We start from the raw sequence: 25329 nt of genomic DNA on the forward strand, positions 1-25329 counted from the left end.
CTCATAATCATGAAAGCCACCGAAATATTACACAAAGATATTGCCATTGCCTACCCTGAAATTCATAAAACACGTTTAAATACAGTCTTTACGTTTGTTAACTCAGGCTTGCGTGACCAGCGCGTTACTGTCACTTACCTAGGCCGCGGATTAAAATCATTTTCTAATACCGATAAAAAACATGATATTAAACGCGCAGACCGTTTGATTGGTAATGCTAACCTGCATCAAGAACGTCTTTGTTTCTATGAACATATGACCGAATGCTTAGTAGGCCAGCAACAACACCCACTTATTATCGTTGACTGGTCACCTATTAATGGCGGCGAAATATTTCAAGTGCTCAGGGCAAGCATACCAATGGGGGGAAGAGCGTTAACGCTCTATGAAAAAGTGTATCCTGAAAGCGAATTAAATACCGAAGCGGCTCATCAACACTTACTCGATAGCTTGGCACAGTGTTTACCTGCAGATTGTCAGCCTATTATTTTATCTGATGCTATTTTTAGAACGCCATGGTTTAAAGCCATAGAAGATAAAGGCTGGTATTGGCTTGGGCGCGTCAGAGGCAATGTGACCTTATCTAGCGACCTTGAGACATGGCGAAATTGTAAATCATGGTTTGAGCAAGCAACAGATAAACCACACCTTCTGACACAGATTTACTACGGAAAAACAGTTCGTTTCGCGTGCCAAGGTGTTTTGTTTAGAGGGAAAAACAAGGGACGTAAAAAAATCAAAAAACGGGGTGGGCAATCTCAATGTACAACGGTTAAATACCAACAACAAAAGGCCAAAGAGCCTTGGCTACTTGTGTTTAATTTACCTACACAATTTACAGATAAGCCTCAACGGATTGTGACTTTATATAAACAACGTATGCAAATAGAAGAAAGTTTCAGAGACACTAAGAATGCAAAACTTGGCATTAGTTTAGCCTTTGCAAATTCAAGAAGCGCAGAAAGGTTTGATAATTTATTGCTCATAGCGGCGTTAATGTTGTTTGTCTTATGGTGCATAGGGTACACCGTGTCGGCACAACAAGGGGATGCGGCATTACAAGCGAATACAGAGAAAAAACGACGAGTATTGTCCTATATTTATCTTGGCAAAGAAGTGGTTGATGATCCTAGGTATGAGCCTGATGGGCAGTTCATTATTTATGTGTATAGCCAGTTGTCACTTCTGACTATACAAATTGATAATTTAGGCTAAATTCGTGGGGATCTCTCAGCATTAAATGAAGATAAAGCGGGTAATATTTGGATAGGAACAGGTAACGGGGTCGTCGTATATGACACGCAAACAGAGATGTTTAATCCTGTCGAGTTTCCTGCTGAATTTGCCGCCCAATATGCATTTGGCTTTTACATTGACGACAAATATACCTGGATGGCCACCGACCGAGGCTTATTACGTTACCAGCATTCAAACGCAAAGATGGCTATTTTAGGACGTGAGTTGGGTTTACCTGTTGATAAGTTGTTTCAAATTGTGCCGTATAAAAATTCGCTCTGGCTATCAAGTAATCGCGGCATTATTGAAGTAAATTATAAGCAAGTTAATCAGCTTTTAGATTCAAAAATAAGAGGCGCAGAACGATTAGACTTTCAATTATACGATGAAGGTGATGGTATGCTCAGTGCGCAAGCAAATGGCGGTTCAACACCTTCTGCTAGCGCCCACTCAGATGGCACAATTTGGTTTGCAACCGCAAAAGGCGTCAGTACTGTAAAACCTGAGCGCATAGCAGAAGCCACTAAAATATCTTTACCCACGATTGTTGAAAATTTTTCTGTTGATGGTAAGTCAATGGCGTTACCAATTGAAGGTGAAACGGTTATTTTACCGCCAGGTGTGTCTAGGTTATCGTTTCAATACGCAGGGTTAAGCTTTATCATGCCTCAACGACTAAATTTTCAAACCCAACTAAAGGGCTTTAATAGTCAATGGGTTGACCGCCATAATACGGCAACGGCAGAGTATACTAACTTGCCTGCGGGTAAATATTCATTTGCTGTTCGTGCTGCTTATCCCAATACTGATTGGCAACAAAATCACAAAGTTATTGATTTTGAAATTCAATCCTATTTTTGGCAAAAAATCAGCTTTAAGCTATTCCTATTTTTTATTTTTCTTGTTGTTATATATAGCGCTTATCGATATCGTTTATACCGTTATAAACAAGTAGAGAAAGAACTAACTTGTCGGGTGATCAAGCAAACGCAAGCTCTGCAAGAGCAAGCAACTGCCTTTGCGTATCAGGCAACTCATGATCAGCTGACTGACTTACCTAATCGCCGCGCGTTTGATGGCTGGCTATCAGATAATTTCACTGACTTTAAAGTACGTAATAAACTCCTTGCTATTGCAATTATGGATATTGATCACTTTAAACGAATTAACGATGGTTGGTCACACCTTATTGGTGATCAGGTTATATGTGAAATCGCCAATATTCTTAAAACACGTTGTGAAAGTGGCCAAGAAGTGGCGCGTTGGGGGGAGAAGAATTTACCTTTGTTTTTCCTGATATGAGTGCATGGCAAGCACTGCAAATGTGTGAGCAATTGCGTAAAGATATTGAAAATAACGACTTCTCGTCAATTGCTCAGGGGCTTAGCGTGACTGTGAGCTTTGGTGTTTCAGACTCTGCGAATGTAGAGGATTACGACCGATTGTTATCACGCGCCGACCAAGCTTTGTATAAAGCAAAAAACAATGGCCGAAATCGAACCGAAGTGATGTAATTGAAAAACAGCCTCGCTGCACCCATATTATTTTAATAATAGGGGCGCGGTATTTTAGCGTTAAAGCTAAATGGTTTGACTTAGGATGACCCAATGATAAATGGGCTATTAATTTTTGTTTTAATTGTATTTACAGTGATGTTTTGGCGTTGGCCTGATATTCAAAATATTCTGTGGCACCGTAAATACAGTGCTTTATCATTAACTCCACAACAGCATGCGCTGTTACTAAAAGCAATGCCCGTTTATAATAAAATGACCGATGCCGATCGGGCTAAATTAACGTCTCATATTGTGTGGTTTTTAAATGAAAAGCGTTTTGTGGGTTGCGATGGGTTACAACTAACAGAGGCAATGAAGCTCATTATTGCCGCCGATGCTTGCCTGCTGGTACTTAATAAGCCCTGGCCTTTGTATAAAAACGTCAAAGAAATCTTACTTTATCCCAGCGCGTATTACGCTCCTCAATCAAGTCGCGATAACGCTGGACTTGTTAGTTTTCATAATACTGTAAGGCAAGGTGAGTCATGGCCTGGAGGCACACTGGTACTGAGCTGGCATGATGTACTTGAGGGTAATCGTCTGCCCAGTGATGGGCATAATTTAGTATTTCATGAGTTTGCGCATCAACTTGATCAAGAAACCGGCAAAACGACGGGTACACCATTACTCTCATCGCAGGCAAAATACCAGCAGTGGGGCAAAGTATTTAGCCGAGCATTTTCGCAATTAAAAACACACGTTGCTTATAGCATGCCGCATGTTATTCATAGCTACGGCGCCACCAATGAGGCGGAGTTTTTTGCGGTGATCACTGAAACATTTTTAGAAAAACCCGCCGATTTACGCCGCGAAGACCCCGAAATTTACCGTTTGCTGGTGGATTTTTATCAATTTGATCCTATCGTTTGGCATTAATTTTACGCACTTCATCCTATTACGCTGGTAACTTGCCAGCGTTTTTGTTGCAATCATGTAATACAACAACACACAGCAACACACAGCAACACACAGCAACAATAATAAGTGAGATAAGCATGAAGAAAATGCTGCAAACAGCGCTTGCGTTATCGGTTTCATTGGCACTAGGCCATGCACACGCAGAGCAAACAGATGAAAAAAAATGGCACGTTGATTCACCAAAAGGACAATTTGTAGACGCATCCATTAGTGTAGAGCAAGGCACTTGGATGAATGTCGATATTAGCCCTGACGGAGAAACTATCGTATTTGACTTACTGGGTGATATTTATACTATGCCAATGAGTGGCGGCAAAGCCACTAAAATAACCTCAGACATCGCCTGGCAAATGCAGCCGCGCTTTAGTCCCGATGGTAAGCACATTGCGTTTACTTCTGATCAAGGAGGCGGTGACAATATTTGGGTAATGGACATCAATGGCGAAAACCAAACCGCCGTCACTGACGAAACATTTAGATTATTAAATAGCCCTGCGTGGAGCCCAGATGGTGACTATCTGGTTGCTCGTAAACACTTTACAGCCAGTCGCTCTTTAGGCGCGGGTGAAGTGTGGCTATACCACAAAGCCGGTGGTAAAGGGGTGCAACTAACTAAACGTGAAAACGATCAAAAAGATTTAGGTGAGCCGATGTTTTCACCTGATGGCCGTTACGTTTATTTCTCTCATGATGCAACACCAGGTAAAACCTTTCATTACTCAAAAGACTCTGTTGCCGGTATTTATAAAATAAAACGTTATGATCGTCAGACAGGCGAGATAGAAACCATTATTAGTGGCATGGGGGGAGCTATAAGACCAACGCCGTCGCCAGATGGCAAAAAACTAGCCTATATAAAACGTGATGACTTTCAAACCAGCCTGTATTTGTACGATTTAACCAGCGGTGAACACACTAAGTTGTACGACAAGCTTGAGCGCGACATGCAAGAAACATGGGCTATTCATGGCGTATATCCAACTATTGCCTGGACCCCAGATAACGAAGAACTGGTATTTTGGGCTGGTGGCACAATCCATAAACTCAATGTATCTGATAAATCAGTCAGCGATATTGCCTTTAAAGTAGACACCACGAAAAAAATTCAAAAAGCGGTGCGATTTACGCAAAATATCGACACTGATGAGTTTGATGTAAAAATGCTGCGTAATGTACAAATTAGTCCTGACGGTGAAACGGCAATTTTTGAAGCACTTGGCTACATTTATAAGCGCGATTTAGAATCAGGTAAAATCAAACGTTTAACTAAGCAAACTGATCATTATGAGTTATTCCCGCAGTATTCCCGTGATGGCAAAAACATTGTCTACACCACGTGGGATGATAGCAAGCAAGGTACGGTTCGTGTTGTTTCTGCGCGCAGTGGCCGTGGCGACACTATTACTGACGAACCAGGTAAATATGTAGAGCCAACATTTAGTCCGGATGGCAAAACAGTGGTGTATCGTAAAGCCAGTGGTGGCAGCATTTTAAATCCTAAGTGGTCACTGCATCCTGGGGTGTACAGCGTCAGTGCTAAAGGCGGAAAAAGTGAGCTCATTTCTAAAAGTGGCTATCAACCGCAGTTTGGCAGTGCCAACGATCGTGTTTACATCATGAGCCCATGGCCTAAACCGACATTGAGCGTGGTAGAGCTTAAAAGTAAAAAAGGTCGCAAACTCTATGAATCAGAGCATGCCACTGAATTTAGAGTCTCACCTGATGGTGAGTATTTAGCATTCGCTGAGCGTTTTAAAGTGTTTGTTACCCCGTTTGTAGAGCGTGGCAAAACCATTAATATTGGGCCTAAAGACAGTCAATTCCCAATTGAGCAACTATCTATACGCGCTGGTGAAAACATTAGCTGGAGTGCCAATAGCAATAAACTGTATTGGACGCTAGGACCTGAGTTGTATCATGCTAGTTTGGATGGCATATTTGCCATTAATAAAGCCGATAAAAAAGACCTTAAAGTAAAAAGCGGTACTAACATTGGCTTTAGTAAAAAAATGGCTGAACCAGAGGGGATGATTGCATTAACCGGCGCTAAAATTATTACCATGGAGGGTGAAAAGGTCATTGAAAATGGCATTATCGTTACTGATGGTAAACATATTAAAGCCATTGGCTCTGCCGTTGATGTAAGTATTCCAAAAGGCGCAAAGGTTGTTGATGTAACAGGTAAAACAATTATGCCTGGGATAGTTGATGCTCACGCACATGGCTCACAAGCAAGTGATGAAATTATTCCACAGCAAAACTGGAAAAACTTAGCGGGCCTTGCGCTAGGTGTAACGACTATTCACGACCCATCAAATGACACTACTGAGATATTTACCGCCAGTGAAATGCAAAAAGCAGGTATGATTGTCGGCCCGCGTATTTTCTCTACTGGTACTATTTTATATGGCGCGAATATGCCCGGGTATACCTCGCATATTGACTCATTAGATGATGCTAAATTTCATTTAGAGCGTTTGAAAAAAGTGGGAGCGTTTAGTGTTAAATCTTATAATCAGCCTCGCAGAGAGCAGCGTCAACAAGTAATTGAAGCAGGGCGGATGCTTGAGATGATGGTGGTCCCTGAAGGGGGCTCATTATTACAACATAATTTGAGCATGGTGGTTGATGGCCATACAGGCATTGAGCATTCAATTCCGGTTGAGCACATTTATGATGATATTAAACAATTGTGGTCACAAAGTGATGTAGGTTACACACCCACATTGGTGGTTGCATATGGCGGTATTTGGGGTGAAAACTACTGGTATGATAAAACCGATGTGTGGAATCATCCTCGCCTGAGCAAATTTGTGCCTAAAAACCAGTTGCTCCCGCGCTCAATGCGCCGTGTTAAAGCGCCCGATCATCACTATAATCACTTTAACAATGCGCGTGTTGCCGCAGAGCTCCAAGATTTAGGCGTATTAGTTAATCTAGGGGCGCACGGCCAGCGTGAAGGTTTAGGCGCACACTGGGAAATGTGGATGTTTGCCCAAGGTGGTATGACGCCACTTGAGGCGATTAGAGCGTCGACACTCGATCCGGCTAAATACCTAGGGTTAGATAAAAACATAGGGTCATTAGAAGTCGGTAAACTGGCAGATTTAATGGTTATTGATGGCGACCCACTGAAAAACATTCGCGATTCAGATAAAATTGATTACACCATGATCAACGGCCGTTTGTTCGACGCAGCCACCATGAACGAAGTGGGAAAAAAACAGCGTGAGCCATTATTTTTTGAATAATGCAGCGGTTTTGTAGTTAACAAGCGGCTATTTAGCCGCTTTGTTTGTTAATGCGACTGTTACCACTTAATTAGATATAAAAAAACCGCTTAACGCGGTTTCTCTATACTGAGCATTCAGTTAATTACACCACACCGCGCGGTAGGCGACAGTCATGATCTTTACGAGCAAGCTCAACTATCCAGAGTTCTTCTGCTGTGTAGCCTTTTTCACTTTGTGTGATCACATTAAAAGGCGCTTTTTTCTGTGCTTTTACAGGAGCCGCTTTTTTAGTTTTTTTAGTCACTGCTTTTTTTGTAGACTTGCCAGAGCTTAACTCTTCAGTCAGCTCTGCTACATCAGCTAGGCGCATATTTTTGCCGCCATCAACGCTGTACCAGCCAGGTTTAGTTGTTATTTTAGGTTTTTTACCATTGACAGCTTCATATGCAGCTTCAAAGGCAGATAACACTTCTGTTTTGTCTAGTTTACTCATCAGAGACCCTATACTTTGTTTCACAGATAAAGAAATAATAGTTATACCTACTTTAGCACTGTTTTTCAATTTTTTGCGATTTTCCTTTCATTTTTAACTTATAACCGCCAAAATTTGCACAAAATTTAGTGTAAAGTAAGGTAAGTTATATGCAGCGTAAAGCGTTTAACCAACTATTAAACACCCTGTTAAAACCAGATGTTATCAATGATTTTTGTCCCAATGGACTACAGGTAGAAGGTAAAAATAACATACAAACCATAGTAACCGGTGTCACGGCAAGCCAAGCGCTGATTGATGCGGCGATTGAAAAAAACGCCGATGCAATTTTGGTCCATCACGGTTATTTTTGGAAAGGTGAGCCACAAGTTATCACTGGCATGAAAAAACGTCGTATTGCTGCGCTTTTAGCAAACAACATAAATTTGTTTGCCTATCATTTGCCATTAGATATTCATCCTAAAATTGGTAATAATGCTCAGCTTGCACAGTTGCTTGATATTGAAATAGAGACAGGCCTTGAACCAGTTGGTAATAGTGTGGCGATGAAAGGGCGGTTAAAAATACCATTAACAGGCCAAGTGTTTGCTGAAAAAATAAAGCGAGTGCTTAATCGCGAGCCATTAACGAGTGTAGTGCGTAGCGATAAAATTGAAACCATTGCCTTGTGTACCGGTGGCGGGCAAGGTTATATTGATTTGGCAGCCGAGCAGGGACTAGATGCTTACTTAACCGGTGAGGCGTCAGAGCAAACCATTCACAGCTCACGCGAGCAAAATATCGACTTTTTTGCCGCAGGCCATCACGCCACCGAACGCTACGGTATTAAAGCGTTGGGTGAACTTCTTGCGGAGCAACATGGCTTTGACGTGACGTTTATCGATATAGACAACCCAGTGTAAACACTTGACTTAAAAGTAAAATTATAAATATAACCTACTTGTAATGTATCTCGGGTAGGTTATTTAAAGTCCAGCGTTTTAAATAACTAAATATTTTCGCAAATTACAACTGTATAGTTATCAATGAGTGCAGCGGCTTTTATCCTTGCTTATATCTGATCGCATTATATCGACTTTGGGGTAAATCAGCTGTGGTTAACACCCATCAAGAATAAAAAACGCCCTATGTAAAGCCAATTAAAGTGCTTCAGGATTAATTGTGCGGCGCACATTTATCCACGCATTACCAATAACTTCATGGGCATATTGAGTGACCACTAGAAGCGCTTTTGCATTAGGTATGAGTTGTTTGTACCAAGGGAAAGCGGCAAAATTGTGGTAGTCGGTTGCTGCAGGAATAACGTTAATGCCTTGCGCATTAAATAAATTTTTTGCTCTGGGCATATGGCTTACTGAGGTTACTAAAGCAACTTTGTAATCTACAAGTTTAGGGGCTAAAAGCTTTGCCTCTTGGGCGGTATCCATTGCGTTTGGATTTTGCACAATACGATTTTTATTAATACCTAAGCTAATCGCGATTTTATACATGAGTGCGCTGTTAGTGACTTTTTCATACCCTCCACCCGAGACAATTAATTGCGCATGTGGATAAATATTAGCAAGTCTTATTCCTTCTACCAAACGAGTTAACGCACAATTACCTAACTGACTATTAGCGCTTAATGCAGGGTTGGGGTTTATGTCACAGCCCAGCACCACAACCTTATCTATATTGAGGTGTTTAAGCGCATTAAATGCTAATGAGGTTGGTTGGTTATTTTTAATCAGTAAACTAGCAACCAAAGGCGTACTGGCAAGTAGTAGAGTTGTTAGGCTTAATAAAGAAAGTATAAGGGCGAACTTTCGTTGTTTGAGCGCAAAAAACAGTAATATTAAGCTTAGTAGGCCCAGCAAAGGTAATGGCATAAGTAGGCCGCCCAGTATTTTTTTTAGTTCAAACATAGTGAGTAACATAGTTAAGTAAATTTATTAGCATGTTACGCATAGGTTCAAGATTTATCGACCGTTATTTAATTTACAGGTATTTAAAAAGTGGCGATAAACAGGGTTGTCTTGCATTTCTTTTTTCATCGCTAAGTACATTGGTCGGGTTAAACCAAGCGCCCCTAATGGAATAGACTTAATTAACCCTTGGCTTTCATAAGGGGTTACCAGCCAATCAGGTAAAGCGGCAACGCCCATTCCTGCACTGACCAATTGAAATATAAGTAAACCCTGATCAACTGTTTTAAGTGTACCGTCAAAGCGCGCATTTTGAATGAAGTGCTTAAATATATCTTGGCGCTCACGCGGTATAGGATAAGAAATAATGGTTTCGCTTTTTAAATCAAGCGCGGTCACATAGGCTTTTTTAGCTAAATCATGATCAGGTGCCACAATAAGCTTAAGTTTAAAGTCAAATAAGTGAGCATATTCCAGCTTGTCGGGGTCGCGTATATCCGATGTAAGTACCAAGTCTAATTCATCACTTAGCAAGTCAGGAATGGCGTTGTAACTAAAACCACGCTCGTAATCAATTTTTATGTCGGGCCAAAAATTATTAAATTCTTTAATAGTCGGTAATAACCAATGAAAACAGGCATGACATTCAACGCTTAAACGCAGTTGCGAGATTGGCTGATTTAAACTTTCTTTTAATCGGCATTTGGTTGCCTCTAATTTAGGTAATATTTCGTGTGCTAATTCAAGTAACAACATACCTTGAGGTGTAAATCGAACCGGTTGAGTTTTTCGCTCGAACAATTGGCAGTCTAATTTGTTTTCTAAATCTTTAATTTGATGAGATAAAGCTGATTGAGTTAAAAATAGCTCACGTGCTGTATTAACCAAAGAACCCGTTTCTTTGAGCGTGGCTATCGTTTTTAGGTGTTTAATGTCAATCATCTTTAATTAATCTCATGAATAAAGCGAATATTGCCCGAATTCATTACATACTACGCCTTTACAAAAAACGTTTCAACGTCTAGATGGCTATAAAAATAGGATTTAACTTGTTTTTCATTATAAATATTAAATTTTTTAGTTTTATTTAGCCAAGTGATGCTTTATTCTTACTTATTGTTGAATTTATCTCATGTTAAATTTTAGTTGTAACAAAAAGATAAGAAATTCAAAAAAATAGGGTGATGTACGTCGAGCAAGGTTACTAAATTATGGATGAATGTTAATTCTTGTAAGGTAAAAGCACGTGCTTTTTTAAGCATATGACAAGTATGATGTGTAAATGTTTGTTGTTATATGGTCCGATGAATTGATTATTATGGTTATTTATTATTGATACTCAGACTAATTTACAAAGGGTTGTTGATCAGTGAAATCGCTTTTTCTGCTGTAACAGGTTTAGACTTTAAAAAACCTTGGCCATAACCACATTGGGTTTTTTGTAAAATCTCTAGTTGTTCAGCACTTTCTATTCCTTCAGCAATTACCATAAGGTCCAAAGAAATTGCTAAGGTTAAAATAGCATCAATAAGTGGGTTGGCAGTATTTTTTAAATTATCGATGAAACTTTTATCAATTTTAAGTATATGAATAGGTAGCTGATGTAAGTAACCAAGTGCAGAGTAACCAGTTCCAAAATCATCTAAACAAAGCAGCACTTTTAAAGGCGATAACCCCTGTATGATTTGAGTTGCTAACTCTAAATTTTCAATCAAGCCTGACTCGGTGATTTCTAAGCACAATGATCCTAAGGGCAATTGATGTTTTTCATAAATTGTATGTAGTTGATCCACAAACTCTAAACTAGCAAAGTGGCGCGACGATACGTTGACAGTGACACGTAAAAAGCGGTGACCTTGTTGTTGCCACAAAGCAATATGCTGCGCTGCGAGATCAAGTAAATGCAAATCTAAATTAATAATTTGCCCCGTTTTTTCAGCGATTGGAATAAAATCCCCAGGTGATACAAATCCTTTTTTGGGGTGGTGCCAACGAACGAGCGCTTCAAAACCTATAATTTCACCGCCGTTAATGGTAAAGATAGGCTGGAAATAAAGTTCAAATTCATTATGTTCAATACCGTGTTGTAAATCGTTTTCAAGCTCGGCATGGATTTTTAATTTATTGCGCATTTCATTGTTGAAAAATTTAACTTGCCCTCGCCCTGATGATTTTGCTTCATACATAGCAGCATCGGCTTGCTGTAATAATGTAAATGCTTTATCGCTTGTATTGTCACTAAATGCAACACCTATGCTGGTGGAAGGTTGCAGCAAATGGCCATCAACATTAACCGGTTCAGACAGCGCACTTTTAATGCGGGTACAGGGCAAACGGGTTGATTTTATACAGTTAGCCCAACGGTTAGCACTTTCATCATATAAACATTATCCCAACCCGCTTTCAACCGCTTGCTTTTCACTCCAACCTTTGCACTTTTTTCGTTCTTCAATAGATTAAGTGCTATTTTATTAATTAACGCGATGTTTTGAGCTGCATACCCACTGCGTAAACGGTTTTGGTCTTCATTAAAGCTAACGTCGAGTTGCCAATGTAATTTATTCTCCACATGCCAATGACTACGGATAGCATCAGCAATAAATGCAGCATCTTTATCTTTATGGCTACTAAGGTAATACCGCTGCTCATTCGAACTTACACCATTTACCTCTCGTGTTGAACATATTACGGCAATACTTTTTAAGCTTTTCCATCGTGGATGTCGTGCTACCAGCCAATCTACTTCTGTCGTTAACCAAACCTCTCTATTTTCTATTCGCCCGTGATCACCATTTAGTGAACGATGCACGCTGTGTGGGATATTTTTAAATTGCGTGTTGAGCTGGGTATCTAAATGTAGTTTAACGTCATCATAAATCTCCCCTTGATTCCCCTTAAGTCCAAGCACATAGTTACCCTCGTTAGAGATTATTTGCTCACCGATTTTATACTGGCATCCCATGGCATCTGTTGTAATTGTCGCTCCTTTTATGTCAAGGAGCTCAAGCAAAATGGGGATAGCGGTTATTTCATTCGATTTATCAGCAACCTTAACTTGTCCTAAACAAAAATTATTCTCAACAGACCATGCACTGACTAAATGAGTTGCGGGCATACCTGAGGCTTTATCTAATGTACGGCGCATTACTTTACCATCCAGAGCAATCACTCCTTCTTTATTCTTACTTATTTCAGTGACCCATTTGGTAAATGCGCTGTTAAATTCAGTTGGGTTGAGGCGATTGAGTACGTCATTAAAAGTGTCATGACTAGGAATACCATTTTTCAGGTCTAAAAATTTCCGTAACCACTTTACTTTTGACTTTCCGTATTCTTCTATCTCGTTAAAATTATTGCAACCGCTGATAATCGCGCAAATAGTGATACTCAGAATATTGATAAGTGGATGGCGGATACTGGCAGAGTTTCTTGGATCGGTTAGTTGATTAAAAGCTTGGCTGATAGTCGTTTCTTTCATGTTTCGTACAGGCAAAGACTATTATAAACCACGATCATTAGGATCGGTCAAATGATCAAAAAGTACTTGTATGTTTTTCACCCGTTTGCCCTGAATGCGGGTAAGGGCAACGTTGACTTGATTGCGGTGTGTGATATTTTCCATAAAAATAGCAAATTCATCCCCTCCCAAGCGGCAAAAGGTATCAGTATTGCGTACGGTTTGGGTAATAAGTTTACAGATAGTTATTAGAAAATGATCGCCCACTTCGTGGCCTAACGAATCATTAACACTTTTAAAACGATCAAAATCTAAATAAAGTAATGCGTGAAAACTCCCCGGCTCTGTTCGATTAAGGCGCATAATGGCGTGTTTCATGCGTTCAATCAGTAACGAGCGATTTGCAAGTCCTGTAAGCTCATCGTGAAGGGCTTTATGCTCAAGCTCTTCTCGCGCTAAATGTCGGTCTATAACCATACTTATTTGGCGGCTAATGTAAGTTAATACTGTACTGTCATGTTGATTATAATGTAATTTTTCATCATAGCTTTGGACTACAATAATACCGCTCATGCGTTCATTTACTTTAAAAGGAATACCAAGCCAAGACTCTGCTTGTTTGCCTACCAATTTAAAGTGGCCTTGATTAATATGCTCAAGGTATTGTTCTTTATTAAGCAATAGCGGGCGTTCATTAACTAATAGGTAATATGAGGCTGTCTCTTTTAACTGATCTTTAGAGATGATTTTATGGGTATTTGTTTGCACACCGCCTTCAACAGTGTACATAAAATCTAACACGTCTACTTTGCTGTCATACAGGGCAATAAAAAAGTTACTAGCAGTAAGTAAACTATCAATAATAACGTGCAGCGATTGAAAAAAAGTATCAATATTTTGCGCTTTATAGGTTAAGTTGGCTATTTGCAGCAGGCTGCTTTCTAATTTTTGTGCGTTATTAAGTTGCTTTACTGTGTTTTGTAAATTGTTGAGTGTGTTTACTTGGTTTATTTTAGCACTGAGTAAATGAGCAACGGTGGTTAATATTTCTAAATGTGAACTAGTGAAGTAATTTTTAACAGGGTGCTCACAGTCGATAACGCCTAGCACGCGGTCTTTATATATAAGCGGAACACATATTTCTGATTGCGCAGGACGTTCGTCGGCAATGTAACGCGTATCTTTGGTTACATCGCCAATGATTAAAGCTTTCCCGGTAGAAGCAGCGTAGCCTGTTATTCCTTCACTAAAACGGATGATTTTGCGTTCAGACTGATAACAAGTGTGTCCGTTTTTAATGCCCATAGAAGCCACTTGATTTAACACAGATTGGCTGTCATCGGCTAAATAAATAACGCAGTCGACAAATCCCAGTCTATTTACGACCTGTGTGGTGACATAACTAAAGAGCGCTTCCAACGTATTCAGTTGCAATAAACTTGATGAGAACTGATTAATTATACTCAATTGATCCGTTTTGGTTTCAAGCGCTTTAGTGGTATCGATATTGTTCGACATAGGCAGTTAAGAACGACTTTATATTATTTATTAAAGGTACATACGTTAACCTAATATTAACGTTTCTACAAAATAAAATGCTAAATGATTATCACACACTGTAAAGTTTACTTTATAAATAATTTGCAAAGATTATTTATAATAAGCACTTTACTCAAAAAGGGCATATGCCTATGATCAGTTAACTTGAGTATTAGGAACTTACGATGACCAGCAAAATTACAACGCTTACAATTACCCGACCAGATGATTGGCATGTGCATTTACGTGATGGGGATCAATTAAAAGACACGGTACGTGATATCAGCCGTTACATGGGGCGCGCAATCATTATGCCAAATTTAGTTCCGCCAGCGACATGTACGGAAACTGCATTAGCTTACCGTGCGCGCATTATGGCGGCTAAACCGCAAGGTCAGTTTGAACCGTTAATGGTACTTTATCTTACGGATAAAACGACACCAGAAGAAATCAAAAAAGCAAAAGCAACGGGTAAAATTTTTGCGGCAAAATTGTATCCAGCGGGGGCAACGACTAACTCTGATTCTGGGGTTACTTCAGTAAAGAACATATACCCGGTATTAAAAGCAATGCAAGAGGTTGGTATGCTGTTATTAGTGCATGGTGAAGTAACCGACTCATCTATTGATATATTTGATCGCGAAAAAGTGTTCTTAGACACTATTTTAGGCGAGGTGGTTGCTGACTTTCCTGAGCTAAAAATTGTCCTTGAGCACATAACTACCAAAGATGCGGTAGAGTTTGTTGAAAAATCTTCAGATAACGTAGCGGCTACCATCACTGCACATCATTTACTGTATAACCGTAATCATATGTTAGCGGGTGGCATTCGCCCGCATTATTATTGCTTACCTATACTAAAGCGCAATACTCACCAGCAAGCATTAATGGCGGCAGCAACGAGTGGTAATAAAAAGTTTTTTTTAGGCACTGACTCCGCACCACACTATAAAGATAAAAAAGAAGCGGCGTGTGGGTGTGCTGGGGCATACACTGCACATGCCGCTATTGAATTATATGCAGAAGCGTTTGAAGAAGCGGGGGCCCTTGATAAATTAGAAGGGTTTGCAAGTCATTTTGGTCCAGATTTTTATGGCTTGGCACGTAATAGTGACACGATCACCTTAGTAAAAGCACCGTGGACTGTGCCAGCAAGCTACTCGCTAGGTGATTCTAATGTTGTGCCAATAAAAGCAGACAGTGTTATTGACTGGCAAGTTAAATAGTTAATAAATTGATGAATCTTCAAAAATAAATCGCATTTAATAGAGCCAAAATAATATTATTGTGTTAATCTTATTTTGCTTTGAGTTTTTGCGTATTGAATTACGGTATTGTGCTGTGTTTAAGGTTTCCGGTTTGGTTATTACTTCTTCCTGTACTATCACCTCCAGTTTTTTGGGCATTGACTCAGGGAGGATATTGCCATAATAATATGGTTAAATTTTAATTATTGACTTACAGGAAAATTTAGTATGTCGGTTACTGGTAAAGTAAAATTTTTCAACGAAGCTAAAGGCTTTGGTTTCATTGAACAAGAAAATGGTCCTGACGTGTTTGTACACTTCAGCGCAATCACTGGTTCTGGTTTTCGCACTCTTAGCGAAGGTCAAGCAGTGACTTTCAGCATCAAGCAAGGTCAAAAAGGCCCAGAAGCTGAGAACGTAGAAGTAGCATAATTTATTATGTGAACCTGAGTTCATCGTGGTGAAACATTCATCTGTTTCACCATAATTTAAAATTAATAGTAAACATTCCCTTATCTGTGTTTTTCAAAATTCCCTGTATATTTTTCACTAAACATTATTTCATCACTAAGCTTGAATATAGACTCACCATTTCGAATTAATAATAGCTAACATCATTAGTATTAAAGTGTTAAATATTTACAAGTAATAGAGTTATAAATACAGGTGTTAATAAAAGTATTGTTTATGTTTTCATACCCTTCCTTTGTATTGCTTTTTATTCATTAGCCACGCCATTATGCTTATAGAAAAAATGAGCGAACAGGAATAGTTAGCCGTATTTTCAGCTTAAAAAGTCTTGAAAACTATTTAATTTGATTCTTTAGCACAAAAAAATAGCTTATTTTTAATTTATTTTAAGTAACGATTACGTTATTTCCAAATGTTATATTTTTGTTTATTTTAATAGGGTATTTAGTCTGCTTTCTTACTATATGTGGGTTTGCAGAAATAGTATTTATCGTGTTCGTTATAAATATGTTAATTTTTATGTGTTTTTACCCTAAATAACCTAGTTACAAGCTAATTTATTTATAGGTTATGTGAAACATGAAGTTGACATGACTTAACGCATTTAGCATTATTGGTAAGTTGATATCTATTAAAAGATATCAGGGTTGTCATCCCTTTGCGGGTTGATAATTAAATTATAAAAGTAACATTACTTAATTGGTTGGGAACTATGTCTGTTAAAATCAGAAAGAGTCTTGTAGCAACTGCGTTGGTTGGCGCTTTTGCATTTGCAAGCAGCAATGTGATTGCAGATCCTTTGAATGACGTGCAAAAAGCAGGTCAAACAATTCAAAAGGCTGCAGTTAAGTCTCAAACTAAAATCGACAATGTATATGGTCAAACTCAAGAGCTAATTGCTGAGTACCGTAGCATCGTTGATGAGACTGAACTTATGAAAGTGTATAACGATCACGTAGCACGCTTGGTTGCAGACCAAAACGCGTCTATTGCATCGTTCGATCGTCAAATCGCGACAATCGATAACACTAAACAAAACGTTGTGCCTTTGATGTATCGCATGATCGATACGCTTGAGCAATTCATCAAAGCGGACGTTCCATTTAACTTAGAGAACCGTCTTGGTCGCGTTGAAAAATTACGTGAACTAATGGCATCTTCGTCTGTAACAACGTCTGAGAAGTTCCGTCAGGTACTTGAATCGTACACTGTTGAAACAGCATACAGCTCAGCTGTAACTGCCTCTCAAGGTACTCTAGATGTAGATGGTCGTAGCATCAACGTTGATATTGGCCGTTTAGGTCGTATCACTTACGTAGCGCAATCATTCGATCTAAAACACGCTTGGGTGTGGGATAACAATACTAAACAGTGGAAAGAATTAGGTGAAGAATACCTAAAACCTGTTAAAGAAGTGATCCGTATGGCACGTAAGCAAGCGACACTAGAACTTGTTAAACTACCAATTTTTGGCGCGGAGTAATCAATAATGAAGAAACTATTTAAAGGTTTTGCTATTGCAGCAGTACTGTCTGTTTCTGCCGGTACCGCGCTTAATGCACATGCAAATACTGATGCTTTAGACAAAATTCTTGAGCAAGTAAAGCAAGAGCGTATTTCTGAAGGAAAAATCAATAAGCAACGTGAGCAAGAGTTCTTATCAGATAGAGCTGACAAACAAGCGTTACTTAATAAAGCGAAAAGCCAATTGGCTGCTGAAAAAGCACGTGGCGATCGTCTTGGTAAAGAATATGCACAAAACGAAAATACTTTAGCGGAAAAAGAGCAAGCGCTTCAAAACGCGCAAGGTACGTTAGGTGAAATGTTCGGTGTTGTACGTCGTGCAGCCGCTGACGCGATTGGTTCAATTGAAGCCTCTTTAGTGAGTGCTGAAAAACCAGGTCGTGCTGAAGTACTTCGTTCATTAGCTGCGGCTAAAGAACTTCCAACTGTTCGTGAGTTAGAAGAACTTTGGATTGCACTTCAAACAGAAATGACTGAGTCAGCTAAAGTTTCAACGTTTGAAGCTGAAGTGGCTGGTCTTGACGGTAACTCGTCAATGAAACAAGTAACCCGTATCGGTAACTTTAACTTAGTGACAGACGATGGCTACTTAATCTATTCGCCTGAAACTAAATCTATTCAACCGCTAGGTAAGCAACCGGACAGCTATATCTTAGAAGGTATTTCTGATTTAGCGGGTACTTCGGCTGATAACTACGCTGGTGTGTATGTGGATCCTACTCGTGGTGCTATTTTACGTATCAACACACAGAAAAAGTCGCTAATGGAATACTACGAGCAAGGTGCTGAAGTTGGTTATATCATCACAGTACTACTTGCTGTAGGTCTACTAATTTTCTTAGTGCGTTTCATTGACTTAGCGCTTACTACTTCTAAAATTAAAGCCCAGCTTAAGAATCTGTCTACACCGAATACAAACAACCCACTGGGTCGTATTCTTAAAGTGTACTCTGACAACAAGAGTCAAGATGTTGAAAACCTTGAGCTTAAGCTTGATGAAGCGATTCTACGTGAAACGCCACGCATCGAAGCGGGTATTAACATCATCAAGATCCTTGCTGCTATCGCCCCATTACTGGGTCTACTAGGTACGGTAATCGGTATGATCTTAACGTTCCAAACAATCACATTGTTCGGTACGGGCGATCCGAAGATCATGGCTGGTAATATCTCTTTGGCACTTGTAACAACAGCACTAGGTCTAATTGCAGCACTACCACTTATCCTACTTCACTCTGTTGTTGCAGGTCGTAGTAAGTCGGTATTACATATCCTTGATGAGCAAAGCGCGGGTATCATCGCGACTCACGCGGAGAAGGAGAAAGCCTAATGTTAGTCCTGATGGAGATATGGGAATCTATCAGGGATTTTGTTGGCACAGGCGGTCAGGTTTTATACGTGGTCGCGATAGCACTCTTTCTTATGTGGGTTTTAATGATTGAGCGCTATTGGTTCCTACTTGCTGAGTTTCCTCGTTTAACAAAGGAAATTGTAGCCAAGTGGGATGCCCGCCAAGACACTACGTCTTGGTACGCACACAGAATCCGTGAAGCATGGATTTCTGAAGCGTCTGAAAAATTAGATCAGCGTATGTTGTTGATTAAAACATTAGTAGCTGTATGTCCTTTAATAGGCTTACTTGGTACAGTAACGGGTATGATCTCGGTTTTTGAAACCATGGCAACCCAAGGTACAGGTAATGCACGTTTAATGGCATCAGGCATATCAATGGCAACAATCCCAACAATGGCTGGAATGGTTGCGGCACTATCTGGGGTATTCTTTAGCTCACGCCTTGAGGCAAGAGCGAGAATGGTGAAAGCCAAACTTGTAGATAGCATGCCTCATCACTAGAGAGAGAATTAAATATGGCACGTAAACAACGTTTTCGTGAAGAAGAAGAAGCAGTGGTCGATATGACGCCAATGCTTGACATCGTATTTATCATGCTTATTTTCTTTATCGTAACTACATCGTTCGTTAAAGAGGCGGGTATCGAGGTCAATAAACCAAAAGCGGCCCAAGCTACAAAGCAAAAAAATGCTAACATTTTTATTGCCATTCGTAGCGACGGTGCAATCTGGATTGATAAACAGCAAATTGATGTTGAACGTGTTTCAGCAAAAATTGAAAGTTTATTAGCAGAGCAACCTACTGATGTTGTGATTTTGCAAGCAGATAAAGAAGCAAAACACGGCACAGTGGTTAAAGTGATGGACCAGATCAAAGCGACAGGTGATAACCTGAGAATTTCAATAGCTGGAGATCAGTAATGATTCGTTTTCTGTTTTCACTGATTGCAGGTGGGGCAGTTACTTTCGGCTTGTTCTACTTCATGGCATACCTCATCTCTGGTGGGGCTGACCGTAATACGGAACAAAAAGAGCAGATCATAGTCGAAATTATGACGAATCCGCCTGAATCTAAGGTGCAGGAGAGGAAGCGTGTACCGCCTCCACCTCCACCACCGCCAAAGCAGCCGCCTAAACCGCAGCCGCCACAGCCGGAAAACAGCAACCCAAATACAAGCATGTCTTTTAACATGCCAAGTATTGATGTGGGAAGCACGGCAGGTGGTCTAAGTGGTCCAGGTGCATTTGGACGAGATGGTGATGCGACACCTATCGTTCGTATAGAACCAAAGTACCCAACGCAAGCAGCGCGTGATGGTAAAGAAGGTTGGGTTCAACTTTCATTTACAATTGATGAGTTAGGTGGCGTGATTGACGTTGATGTTATCGACGCTGATCCAAAACGTGTCTTTGACCGTGAAGCAAAACGTGCATTGCGCAAATGGAAATACCGTCCTAAAATCATTGACGGAAAACCACAAAAGCAAGTTGGTTTACAAGTTCAATTAGACTTTAAACTTAACCAAGGCAACTAAGGAGGCGAGTAATGAGAAATTTTTCTAAAGTAACTGCACTTGCAATTCTTATGTCTGTGTCGGGTGTAGCTTTTACTGCACCTGTTTTAGCGGCGCCAGATTACGCAAAAATTGAAGAGCGTAAGAAAGCAAAAACTAAAATCATGGGTGAGCGCACGGGTAAAAAAGTTATCAAAGCATTTGATTTGTATAACGAAGATGACATTGATGGTGCAATTGCGTTGTTGAAAGAATTAGAACCGTCTGATGATTTTGATAAAGCGACTGTTAATCGTTACTTAGGCAGCATGTATGCTCAAAAAGAGCAATACAAAGTGGCTATTAAGTATATGAAAGCAGCGATTGCGCCAGATGTATTAAACTTTGCCGATCAGGCTCAAGGCTTAAAAACCTTGGGTGATATGTATGCGGGCACAGAGCAATACAGTGCTGCAAAGCAAGCATATTCTGATTGGATGGACTTTACAGGTGAAGAGGATCCAAAAGTTTACACTCGTATTGCGCAAGCAAGTTATGAGCTTAAGCAATTTGATCAGGTTCTTGAGCCGGCAAATAAAGCAATAAAGTTAGCAGAAGAGCCGAATAAAGCGCCATACCAACTTAAACTAGCCGCCTATTTTGAGAAAAAGCAATACCAAAATATGGTTGAAGTCGCTGAAGAAATGGTCCGTGTATGGCCTGATGATAAAAAGTCTTGGGTAGGCTTAGGTAAGTATTATTTACAAACCGAAGACTACAAAAAAGGCTTAGCAACCATGGAAGTTGCATACAAAAACGGCTATTTTGAAAACGAAGTTGAATACAAAGTGTTAGCTAACTTTTATTCTTTAAACGAAATTCCTTATAAAGCAGCGGTAACGCTTGAAAAGGCCGTTAAAGAAGAAAAAGTAAAACGCACTAAGCAAAATATGAGTGCAATTGCGAGTAACTATCATCGTTCGAAAGATATAGAGAAAGCGGCTAAGTATTACGAAGAAGCGGCAAAATTTGATGACGACGCTGAGCTGTATCGCAAAGCAGGGTCATTACTTTTACAATCTGAAAATTTTAGTGCTGCTGTTGTTCGTTTGAACAAGGCATTAGAGCTTGGCTCTGAGAAAAAAGGCGCGATTTATTCAGATTTAGCTGAAGCGTTTTACTATCAGGGCAAGTATAAGCAAGCTCACGCTGCTATAACTAAAGCCATGGACGACCCAAGCACACGTAGGTTTGCAAAAGGTTGGGCTACATATATTAAAGATAAAGCCGCTCGCAACGGTGTTAAAATTTAATAATTAATGTACTCTAGTATTTTTAAAAAGCCCCATTGGGGCTTTTTTTATTGGAATTAACATGAATAAAACGCTTATTATTACATTGCTATTTTGTTTGCTTTTAACGTCTTGCTCTAAGCCCGCTGATTTATTTTCATCTTATAAAGAGGCGCAAACCACACTAATATCACTCAATACGGCGTTAACTGGGGAACATAACTCATCGGTTACGCAGCTCAGTGCCGAGCAGTTTCCTTTTACAGATGCGTATTTAGAGCGTCGTCATGCTATTTATAAACAGTTAATGCAAATGCAGTTAACGGCAGAGCAAACCAATCAGGTTAATTATTTAGTTATTGCTGAGCGATTCCCTGGGCGCTATTTTGCATGGCCAGCACAAACGAATGTATTGGCTAAAATGCTCTCTTTGACAAAAAGTAATGTGCAGTATAAAAATATTGCGCAGTGGTTGAGGTTTGTAACCTCACAGCTAAAAGCTGCTGAGCAAAGCAATTTAAAGCTAAATAAAGTTGAACATAGCTATTTAAAAAAGTACGTGCAACAAGCGATAAATAGCATTAACACACCGGTTGAACTTAATGCAGCGTTGAGTGAGTTAAATTATTATTTAACGCACTATAAACCAAGAGGCAGCATTGGTTTATCTGGCCTTGCCAATGGTGGCCAATGGTATCAAAGTAAATTAAATTATTTTGCCAATGACGTACTTTCACCGCTGCAGTGGCTTAGCCGCATTGATAGTAAATTTAAAGCAATGCAGGGCCTAACAGAGCAAAAAACTGTGTATAAGTCTAATAGCTCCCAGATCACCCAAATCTTTGCAACAGATAAACACGCTTTTGGTTTAGATTGGTCAACGGGTTATACGCTATTACCTCAGCGTGCTCAAAACAAACAATTGACACCTGCAGATGAGCGGCTTTATCTAGCTATGATAGAAACCGATCTTGGGGTGCACTACCATGCCTGGACATTGTCGCAAGCGCGCTTAAATTTGCTAAAACGTTTAAACATTAGTCCAGAAGAGGCGGGTATATTAGTAGAAGATATTATTTTTTATCCGGGGCAAGCATTTAGTTTTGCATCGCAATTGTTAAATTAAATTATTGTGCGCTATGACTTAGCGCACTGCTCGCATCGCTGTGCTGCCGGGTCGCGTTCTAAGTGCTGCTCTGATATCTTTTCTTCGCAGTCACAACAGTAACCGTATTGACCAATATCTATTTGGCTGATTGCGGCTTCGAGTTTGTTCATGCGTTCAATTAATGCGTTGTACTCATTTCCTAACTGCTGAGCTGCTAAATCCAGCCACTCTTCATTTGATGTATGAATTAGTTCACCAAGCAAGTGTTGATGTGTAGGGTGAGTCGATTGTGACAGCAACCCTAATATAGTTGCTTTAACACGTTCTATTTCATCGTTTAATCGTTGCTGATGATGCATTAGCATATAACCCTTAAGTAAATAGTGATACCGCCATTATCTATTTAGATTTGGTCATATGTTATGATTTGCATCAAATTGTGGCGCTTTTGCGTACTTCTTTAATACCTCGGCTACTTCGTCTTTTGCTTTTAAACGTCGAATTTCGTCAAATAATAGTCCTGCTTGTGGGTATTGACGTTTTAAATACCCAAGCCACTGTTTTGTGCGTGATGCAAAATATTTTGTATCTTTACTGGCTGTTAGGTGAATTGATGAATGAATTATATGGTGTAAAATATTTTCCCATGTCAATTCACTATAAGTTTCATTATTAATATGCGCTTTAATTTTTCGGGCTAAATCAGGGTGCGAAAGCGCGCCACGGCCAAGCATTAAGTCAGTACAGCCGCTGCGTATTTGACATAAAAGTGCGTCTTCTACTTGCCAAATTTCTCCATTAGCTACAACATCAATGTGTTTATTTTTAATCAATGGGGGGATTTTTTCCCAATAAGCAGGCGGATTATAGCCATCACGTTTAGTTCGCGCATGAATAGCAATGCTGCTTGCACCTGCGCTAACAACGGCATCGACAATTTCTTGGCTATTACTATCATCATCAAAACCCAAGCGAATTTTTGCACTTACTTCATGTTTACTATCAACCTCATCCCTGACGGTTTTGATAATAGAATACATATGTTCTGGATCTTTGAGTAAAACAGCGCCGCCTTTGCTTTTATTTACTGTTTTTGCTGGGCAACCAAAATTTAAATCAACACCATGAGAGCCTAAATTAACTGCTTTTACGGCATTTTCAGCGAGTACGTCAGCTACTTGACCTAATAACTGAATACGAACCGGCGTGCCGCTGCGTGTTAGCCCTGCATTTTTGAGCTCAGGGCAATAACGATGAAATACTTTATCTGGAAGGCAGCTATCTACAACGCGAATAAATTCAGTCACACAGAGATCAAAGCCGCCTATGTCGGTCAGTAATTGGCGCATTTTAAAGTCAACAACACCTTCCATAGGTGCTAAAACAAGTTTCATAGTGTGATTAATTCATTTCTAAAAAGAGGCGCTATTTTACCTGTAAATAGCTAATTGATAAATGCTTATTAGAAGTCATAATTCGTTTATTGATTTGAACAATAGAATCACTATTACTTACAATTAATGCCATGCCTAAATCGCTTTTAATTCCAACAACGCTCATATTTTGAAGTGGCTTAGCTCTAGTGACAAAAAATCAAGATTAAGCCCTTTATTGATTATTTCACATCGTCTATTATAGCCGCCTTATTTGTTGTGCTTAATAAAAGGTTGTACCCATGTCAGATGATAAAGAGTTTAAAGATCCGTTTAGTGCGGCTTACTTTTTTGCATTTTTAGCTGTGTTTGTTGGAATAGGGTGTTTAAATGCTATTTTAGGGTGGATTGCTAAGCTGAGCTAATTTTAGTTTAATTTCATAAGGGCTGTTGTTTATCATCAGCCCACACTCTAGCCAGGTTATTTCTCAATCCTATTTTTATAACTACCGCAAACTCGCAATTTACGCTTATTTAAGGGTATAATCATTGGATTTGTAACATAAACCATTGAGCAGTTAAAATTATGACTCAAGTAACACCAGCAATTATAAAAAGCAGCATTACTACCATTGCTGATTATCCTAAAGCGGGCATTATGTTTCGCGATGTAACAACCCTAATGGCAAACCCTGAAGCGTTTAAAGCGACCATAGATGCATTTATTAACGCTTATAAAGATCAAGGGTTTACTAAAATTATTGGCACTGAGTCTCGAGGCTTTATTTTCGGTGCCCCGTTATCTTATGCTTTAGGCATTCCTTTCATTCCTGTTCGAAAACCAGGTAAATTACCGCGTGAAGTTATTCGCCAAGATTATCAACTCGAATATGGTGAAGATATTTTAGAGCTGCATACCGATGCAATTGTAGCGGGCGATAAAGTTTTACTCGTTGATGACTTATTAGCGACTGGTGGTACAATCGAAGCAACCGCAAAACTCGTTGCAAAATTGGGCGGAAATGCTACTGATGCCGCATTTGTTGTGTCACTTCCAGAGCTTGGTGGTGAAGAGCGAATAAAAAAAATGGGTATTAAAATCCTAAAATTGGTTGAATTTGAAGGCGAATAAT

General features: G+C 39.6%; 21 protein-coding genes and 3 pseudogenes. 16 read left to right on the forward strand and 8 right to left on the reverse strand.

What is annotated here, in order from left to right:
* The first annotated feature begins 9 nt into the window (after positions 1-9).
* From AC6H44_RS05780 to AC6H44_RS05795, 4 genes and pseudogenes are all read left to right on the forward strand, one after another.
* The gene (locus AC6H44_RS05780; protein WP_500735106.1) at positions 10-1215 is read left to right on the forward strand and encodes an IS4 family transposase; all 1206 of its coding nucleotides are present in this window, start codon (positions 10-12) and stop codon (positions 1213-1215) included.
* Positions 1216-1899: 684 nt separating this feature from the next.
* Positions 1900-2750, forward strand: a pseudogene (locus tag AC6H44_RS05785) (diguanylate cyclase).
* 93 nt (positions 2751-2843) lie between these two features.
* Entirely contained in the window at positions 2844-3668 is an 825-nt protein-coding gene (locus tag AC6H44_RS05790) for a M90 family metallopeptidase (RefSeq protein ID WP_500737944.1), read from the forward strand.
* A 119-nt stretch (positions 3669-3787) separates the two neighbouring features.
* A complete protein-coding gene (locus AC6H44_RS05795; RefSeq protein ID WP_500737945.1) occupies positions 3788-6961 on the forward strand; it encodes an amidohydrolase family protein in 3174 nt (1057 codons plus the stop codon).
* Positions 6962-7085: 124 nt separating this feature from the next.
* Here AC6H44_RS05795 and AC6H44_RS05800 read toward each other — a convergent pair whose 3' ends face one another.
* Positions 7086-7436, reverse strand: a complete 351-nt coding sequence (locus tag AC6H44_RS05800; protein WP_500737946.1) for a hypothetical protein — start codon at positions 7434-7436, stop codon at positions 7086-7088.
* A 149-nt stretch (positions 7437-7585) separates the two neighbouring features.
* Here AC6H44_RS05800 and AC6H44_RS05805 point away from each other — a divergent pair, with 149 nt between their 5' ends.
* Complete coding sequence (locus tag AC6H44_RS05805; protein ID WP_500737947.1) at positions 7586-8338, forward strand: Nif3-like dinuclear metal center hexameric protein; 753 nt, start codon at positions 7586-7588, stop codon at positions 8336-8338.
* A gap of 237 nt (positions 8339-8575) precedes the next feature.
* Here AC6H44_RS05805 and AC6H44_RS05810 read toward each other — a convergent pair whose 3' ends face one another.
* From AC6H44_RS05810 to AC6H44_RS05830, 5 genes and pseudogenes are all read right to left on the reverse strand, one after another.
* Positions 8576-9340, reverse strand: coding sequence for a YdcF family protein (locus AC6H44_RS05810; RefSeq protein WP_500737948.1), 765 nt, complete (start codon positions 9338-9340; stop codon positions 8576-8578).
* 54 nt (positions 9341-9394) lie between these two features.
* Entirely contained in the window at positions 9395-10282 is an 888-nt protein-coding gene (locus AC6H44_RS05815; protein ID WP_500737949.1) for a LysR family transcriptional regulator, read from the reverse strand.
* A 407-nt stretch (positions 10283-10689) separates the two neighbouring features.
* Positions 10690-11661, reverse strand: a pseudogene (locus AC6H44_RS05820) (putative bifunctional diguanylate cyclase/phosphodiesterase); the annotation flags it as partial.
* Between the two features lie 23 nt (positions 11662-11684).
* Positions 11685-12818: an ISAs1 family transposase gene (locus tag AC6H44_RS05825; protein WP_500737950.1), complete on the reverse strand. Its 1134-nt coding sequence runs from the start codon at positions 12816-12818 to the stop codon at positions 11685-11687.
* Between the two features lie 63 nt (positions 12819-12881).
* Positions 12882-14315: pseudogene (locus AC6H44_RS05830) on the reverse strand (GAF domain-containing protein); the annotation flags it as partial.
* Between the two features lie 206 nt (positions 14316-14521).
* Here AC6H44_RS05830 and pyrC point away from each other — a divergent pair.
* The 9 genes from pyrC (at position 14522) to AC6H44_RS05875 (ending at position 22841) form a co-directional block, all read left to right on the forward strand.
* Complete coding sequence (gene pyrC / locus AC6H44_RS05835; protein WP_500737951.1) at positions 14522-15562, forward strand: dihydroorotase; 1041 nt, start codon at positions 14522-14524, stop codon at positions 15560-15562.
* Between the two features lie 249 nt (positions 15563-15811).
* A complete protein-coding gene (locus AC6H44_RS05840) occupies positions 15812-16015 on the forward strand; it encodes a cold-shock protein (RefSeq protein WP_004588138.1) in 204 nt (67 codons plus the stop codon).
* Between the two features lie 751 nt (positions 16016-16766).
* Complete coding sequence (locus AC6H44_RS05845; RefSeq protein WP_500737952.1) at positions 16767-17537, forward strand: DUF3450 domain-containing protein; 771 nt, start codon at positions 16767-16769, stop codon at positions 17535-17537.
* Positions 17538-17543: 6 nt separating this feature from the next.
* A complete protein-coding gene (locus AC6H44_RS05850; RefSeq protein ID WP_500737953.1) occupies positions 17544-18908 on the forward strand; it encodes a MotA/TolQ/ExbB proton channel family protein in 1365 nt (454 codons plus the stop codon).
* On the forward strand, positions 18908-19432 hold the full coding sequence (locus AC6H44_RS05855; RefSeq protein WP_500737954.1) for a MotA/TolQ/ExbB proton channel family protein: 525 nt from the start codon (positions 18908-18910) through the stop codon (positions 19430-19432). Before AC6H44_RS05850 ends, AC6H44_RS05855 begins: the two co-directional genes overlap by 1 nt.
* Positions 19433-19446: 14 nt before the next feature.
* The gene (locus AC6H44_RS05860) at positions 19447-19851 is read left to right on the forward strand and encodes an ExbD/TolR family protein (RefSeq protein ID WP_500737955.1); all 405 of its coding nucleotides are present in this window, start codon (positions 19447-19449) and stop codon (positions 19849-19851) included.
* On the forward strand, positions 19851-20465 hold the full coding sequence (locus AC6H44_RS05865; RefSeq protein ID WP_500737956.1) for an energy transducer TonB: 615 nt from the start codon (positions 19851-19853) through the stop codon (positions 20463-20465). Before AC6H44_RS05860 ends, AC6H44_RS05865 begins: the two co-directional genes overlap by 1 nt.
* A gap of 11 nt (positions 20466-20476) precedes the next feature.
* Positions 20477-21736 (forward strand): tetratricopeptide repeat protein, encoded by a 1260-nt coding sequence (locus AC6H44_RS05870; protein ID WP_500737957.1) that lies wholly within the window; start codon positions 20477-20479, stop codon positions 21734-21736.
* Positions 21737-21797: 61 nt separating this feature from the next.
* Positions 21798-22841: a hypothetical protein gene (locus AC6H44_RS05875; protein WP_500737958.1), complete on the forward strand. Its 1044-nt coding sequence runs from the start codon at positions 21798-21800 to the stop codon at positions 22839-22841.
* An 11-nt stretch (positions 22842-22852) separates the two neighbouring features.
* On the opposite strand, the gene AC6H44_RS05880 is transcribed toward AC6H44_RS05875, so the two are convergent.
* Complete coding sequence (locus tag AC6H44_RS05880) at positions 22853-23182, reverse strand: TraR/DksA C4-type zinc finger protein (protein ID WP_500737959.1); 330 nt, start codon at positions 23180-23182, stop codon at positions 22853-22855.
* Between the two features lie 54 nt (positions 23183-23236).
* A complete protein-coding gene (locus AC6H44_RS05885) occupies positions 23237-24217 on the reverse strand; it encodes a tRNA-dihydrouridine synthase (RefSeq protein ID WP_500737960.1) in 981 nt (326 codons plus the stop codon).
* Positions 24218-24498: 281 nt separating this feature from the next.
* On the opposite strand from AC6H44_RS05885, the gene AC6H44_RS05890 reads away from it, so the two are divergent.
* Entirely contained in the window at positions 24499-24621 is a 123-nt protein-coding gene (locus tag AC6H44_RS05890; RefSeq protein WP_500737961.1) for a hypothetical protein, read from the forward strand.
* 161 nt (positions 24622-24782) lie between these two features.
* Complete coding sequence (gene apt, locus AC6H44_RS05895) at positions 24783-25328, forward strand: adenine phosphoribosyltransferase (RefSeq protein WP_500737962.1); 546 nt, start codon at positions 24783-24785, stop codon at positions 25326-25328.
* The last annotated feature ends 1 nt before the right edge of the window (position 25329 follow it).

The sequence above is a fragment of the Pseudoalteromonas sp. TAP-3C genome, from assembly GCF_059888565.1.

Excerpts from the sequence above, each read along its gene's own strand:
- AC6H44_RS05780 (WP_500735106.1), top strand. The coding sequence starts at position 10 with ATGAAAGCCACCGAAATATTACACAAAGATATTGCCATTGCCTACCCT.
- AC6H44_RS05790 (WP_500737944.1), top strand. The coding sequence starts at position 2,844 with ATGATAAATGGGCTATTAATTTTTGTTTTAATTGTATTTACAGTGATG.
- AC6H44_RS05795 (WP_500737945.1), top strand. The coding sequence starts at position 3,788 with ATGAAGAAAATGCTGCAAACAGCGCTTGCGTTATCGGTTTCATTGGCA.
- AC6H44_RS05800 (WP_500737946.1), bottom strand. The coding sequence starts at position 7,436 with ATGAGTAAACTAGACAAAACAGAAGTGTTATCTGCCTTTGAAGCTGCA.
- AC6H44_RS05805 (WP_500737947.1), top strand. The coding sequence starts at position 7,586 with ATGCAGCGTAAAGCGTTTAACCAACTATTAAACACCCTGTTAAAACCA.
- AC6H44_RS05810 (WP_500737948.1), bottom strand. The coding sequence starts at position 9,340 with ATGTTTGAACTAAAAAAAATACTGGGCGGCCTACTTATGCCATTACCT.
- AC6H44_RS05815 (WP_500737949.1), bottom strand. The coding sequence starts at position 10,282 with ATGATTGACATTAAACACCTAAAAACGATAGCCACGCTCAAAGAAACG.
- AC6H44_RS05825 (WP_500737950.1), bottom strand. The coding sequence starts at position 12,818 with ATGAAAGAAACGACTATCAGCCAAGCTTTTAATCAACTAACCGATCCA.
- pyrC (WP_500737951.1), top strand. The coding sequence starts at position 14,522 with ATGACCAGCAAAATTACAACGCTTACAATTACCCGACCAGATGATTGG.
- AC6H44_RS05840 (WP_004588138.1), top strand. The coding sequence starts at position 15,812 with ATGTCGGTTACTGGTAAAGTAAAATTTTTCAACGAAGCTAAAGGCTTT.
- AC6H44_RS05845 (WP_500737952.1), top strand. The coding sequence starts at position 16,767 with ATGTCTGTTAAAATCAGAAAGAGTCTTGTAGCAACTGCGTTGGTTGGC.
- AC6H44_RS05850 (WP_500737953.1), top strand. The coding sequence starts at position 17,544 with ATGAAGAAACTATTTAAAGGTTTTGCTATTGCAGCAGTACTGTCTGTT.
- AC6H44_RS05855 (WP_500737954.1), top strand. The coding sequence starts at position 18,908 with ATGTTAGTCCTGATGGAGATATGGGAATCTATCAGGGATTTTGTTGGC.
- AC6H44_RS05860 (WP_500737955.1), top strand. The coding sequence starts at position 19,447 with ATGGCACGTAAACAACGTTTTCGTGAAGAAGAAGAAGCAGTGGTCGAT.
- AC6H44_RS05865 (WP_500737956.1), top strand. The coding sequence starts at position 19,851 with ATGATTCGTTTTCTGTTTTCACTGATTGCAGGTGGGGCAGTTACTTTC.
- AC6H44_RS05870 (WP_500737957.1), top strand. The coding sequence starts at position 20,477 with ATGAGAAATTTTTCTAAAGTAACTGCACTTGCAATTCTTATGTCTGTG.
- AC6H44_RS05875 (WP_500737958.1), top strand. The coding sequence starts at position 21,798 with ATGAATAAAACGCTTATTATTACATTGCTATTTTGTTTGCTTTTAACG.
- AC6H44_RS05880 (WP_500737959.1), bottom strand. The coding sequence starts at position 23,182 with ATGCATCATCAGCAACGATTAAACGATGAAATAGAACGTGTTAAAGCA.
- AC6H44_RS05885 (WP_500737960.1), bottom strand. The coding sequence starts at position 24,217 with ATGAAACTTGTTTTAGCACCTATGGAAGGTGTTGTTGACTTTAAAATG.
- AC6H44_RS05890 (WP_500737961.1), top strand. The coding sequence starts at position 24,499 with ATGTCAGATGATAAAGAGTTTAAAGATCCGTTTAGTGCGGCTTACTTT.
- apt (WP_500737962.1), top strand. The coding sequence starts at position 24,783 with ATGACTCAAGTAACACCAGCAATTATAAAAAGCAGCATTACTACCATT.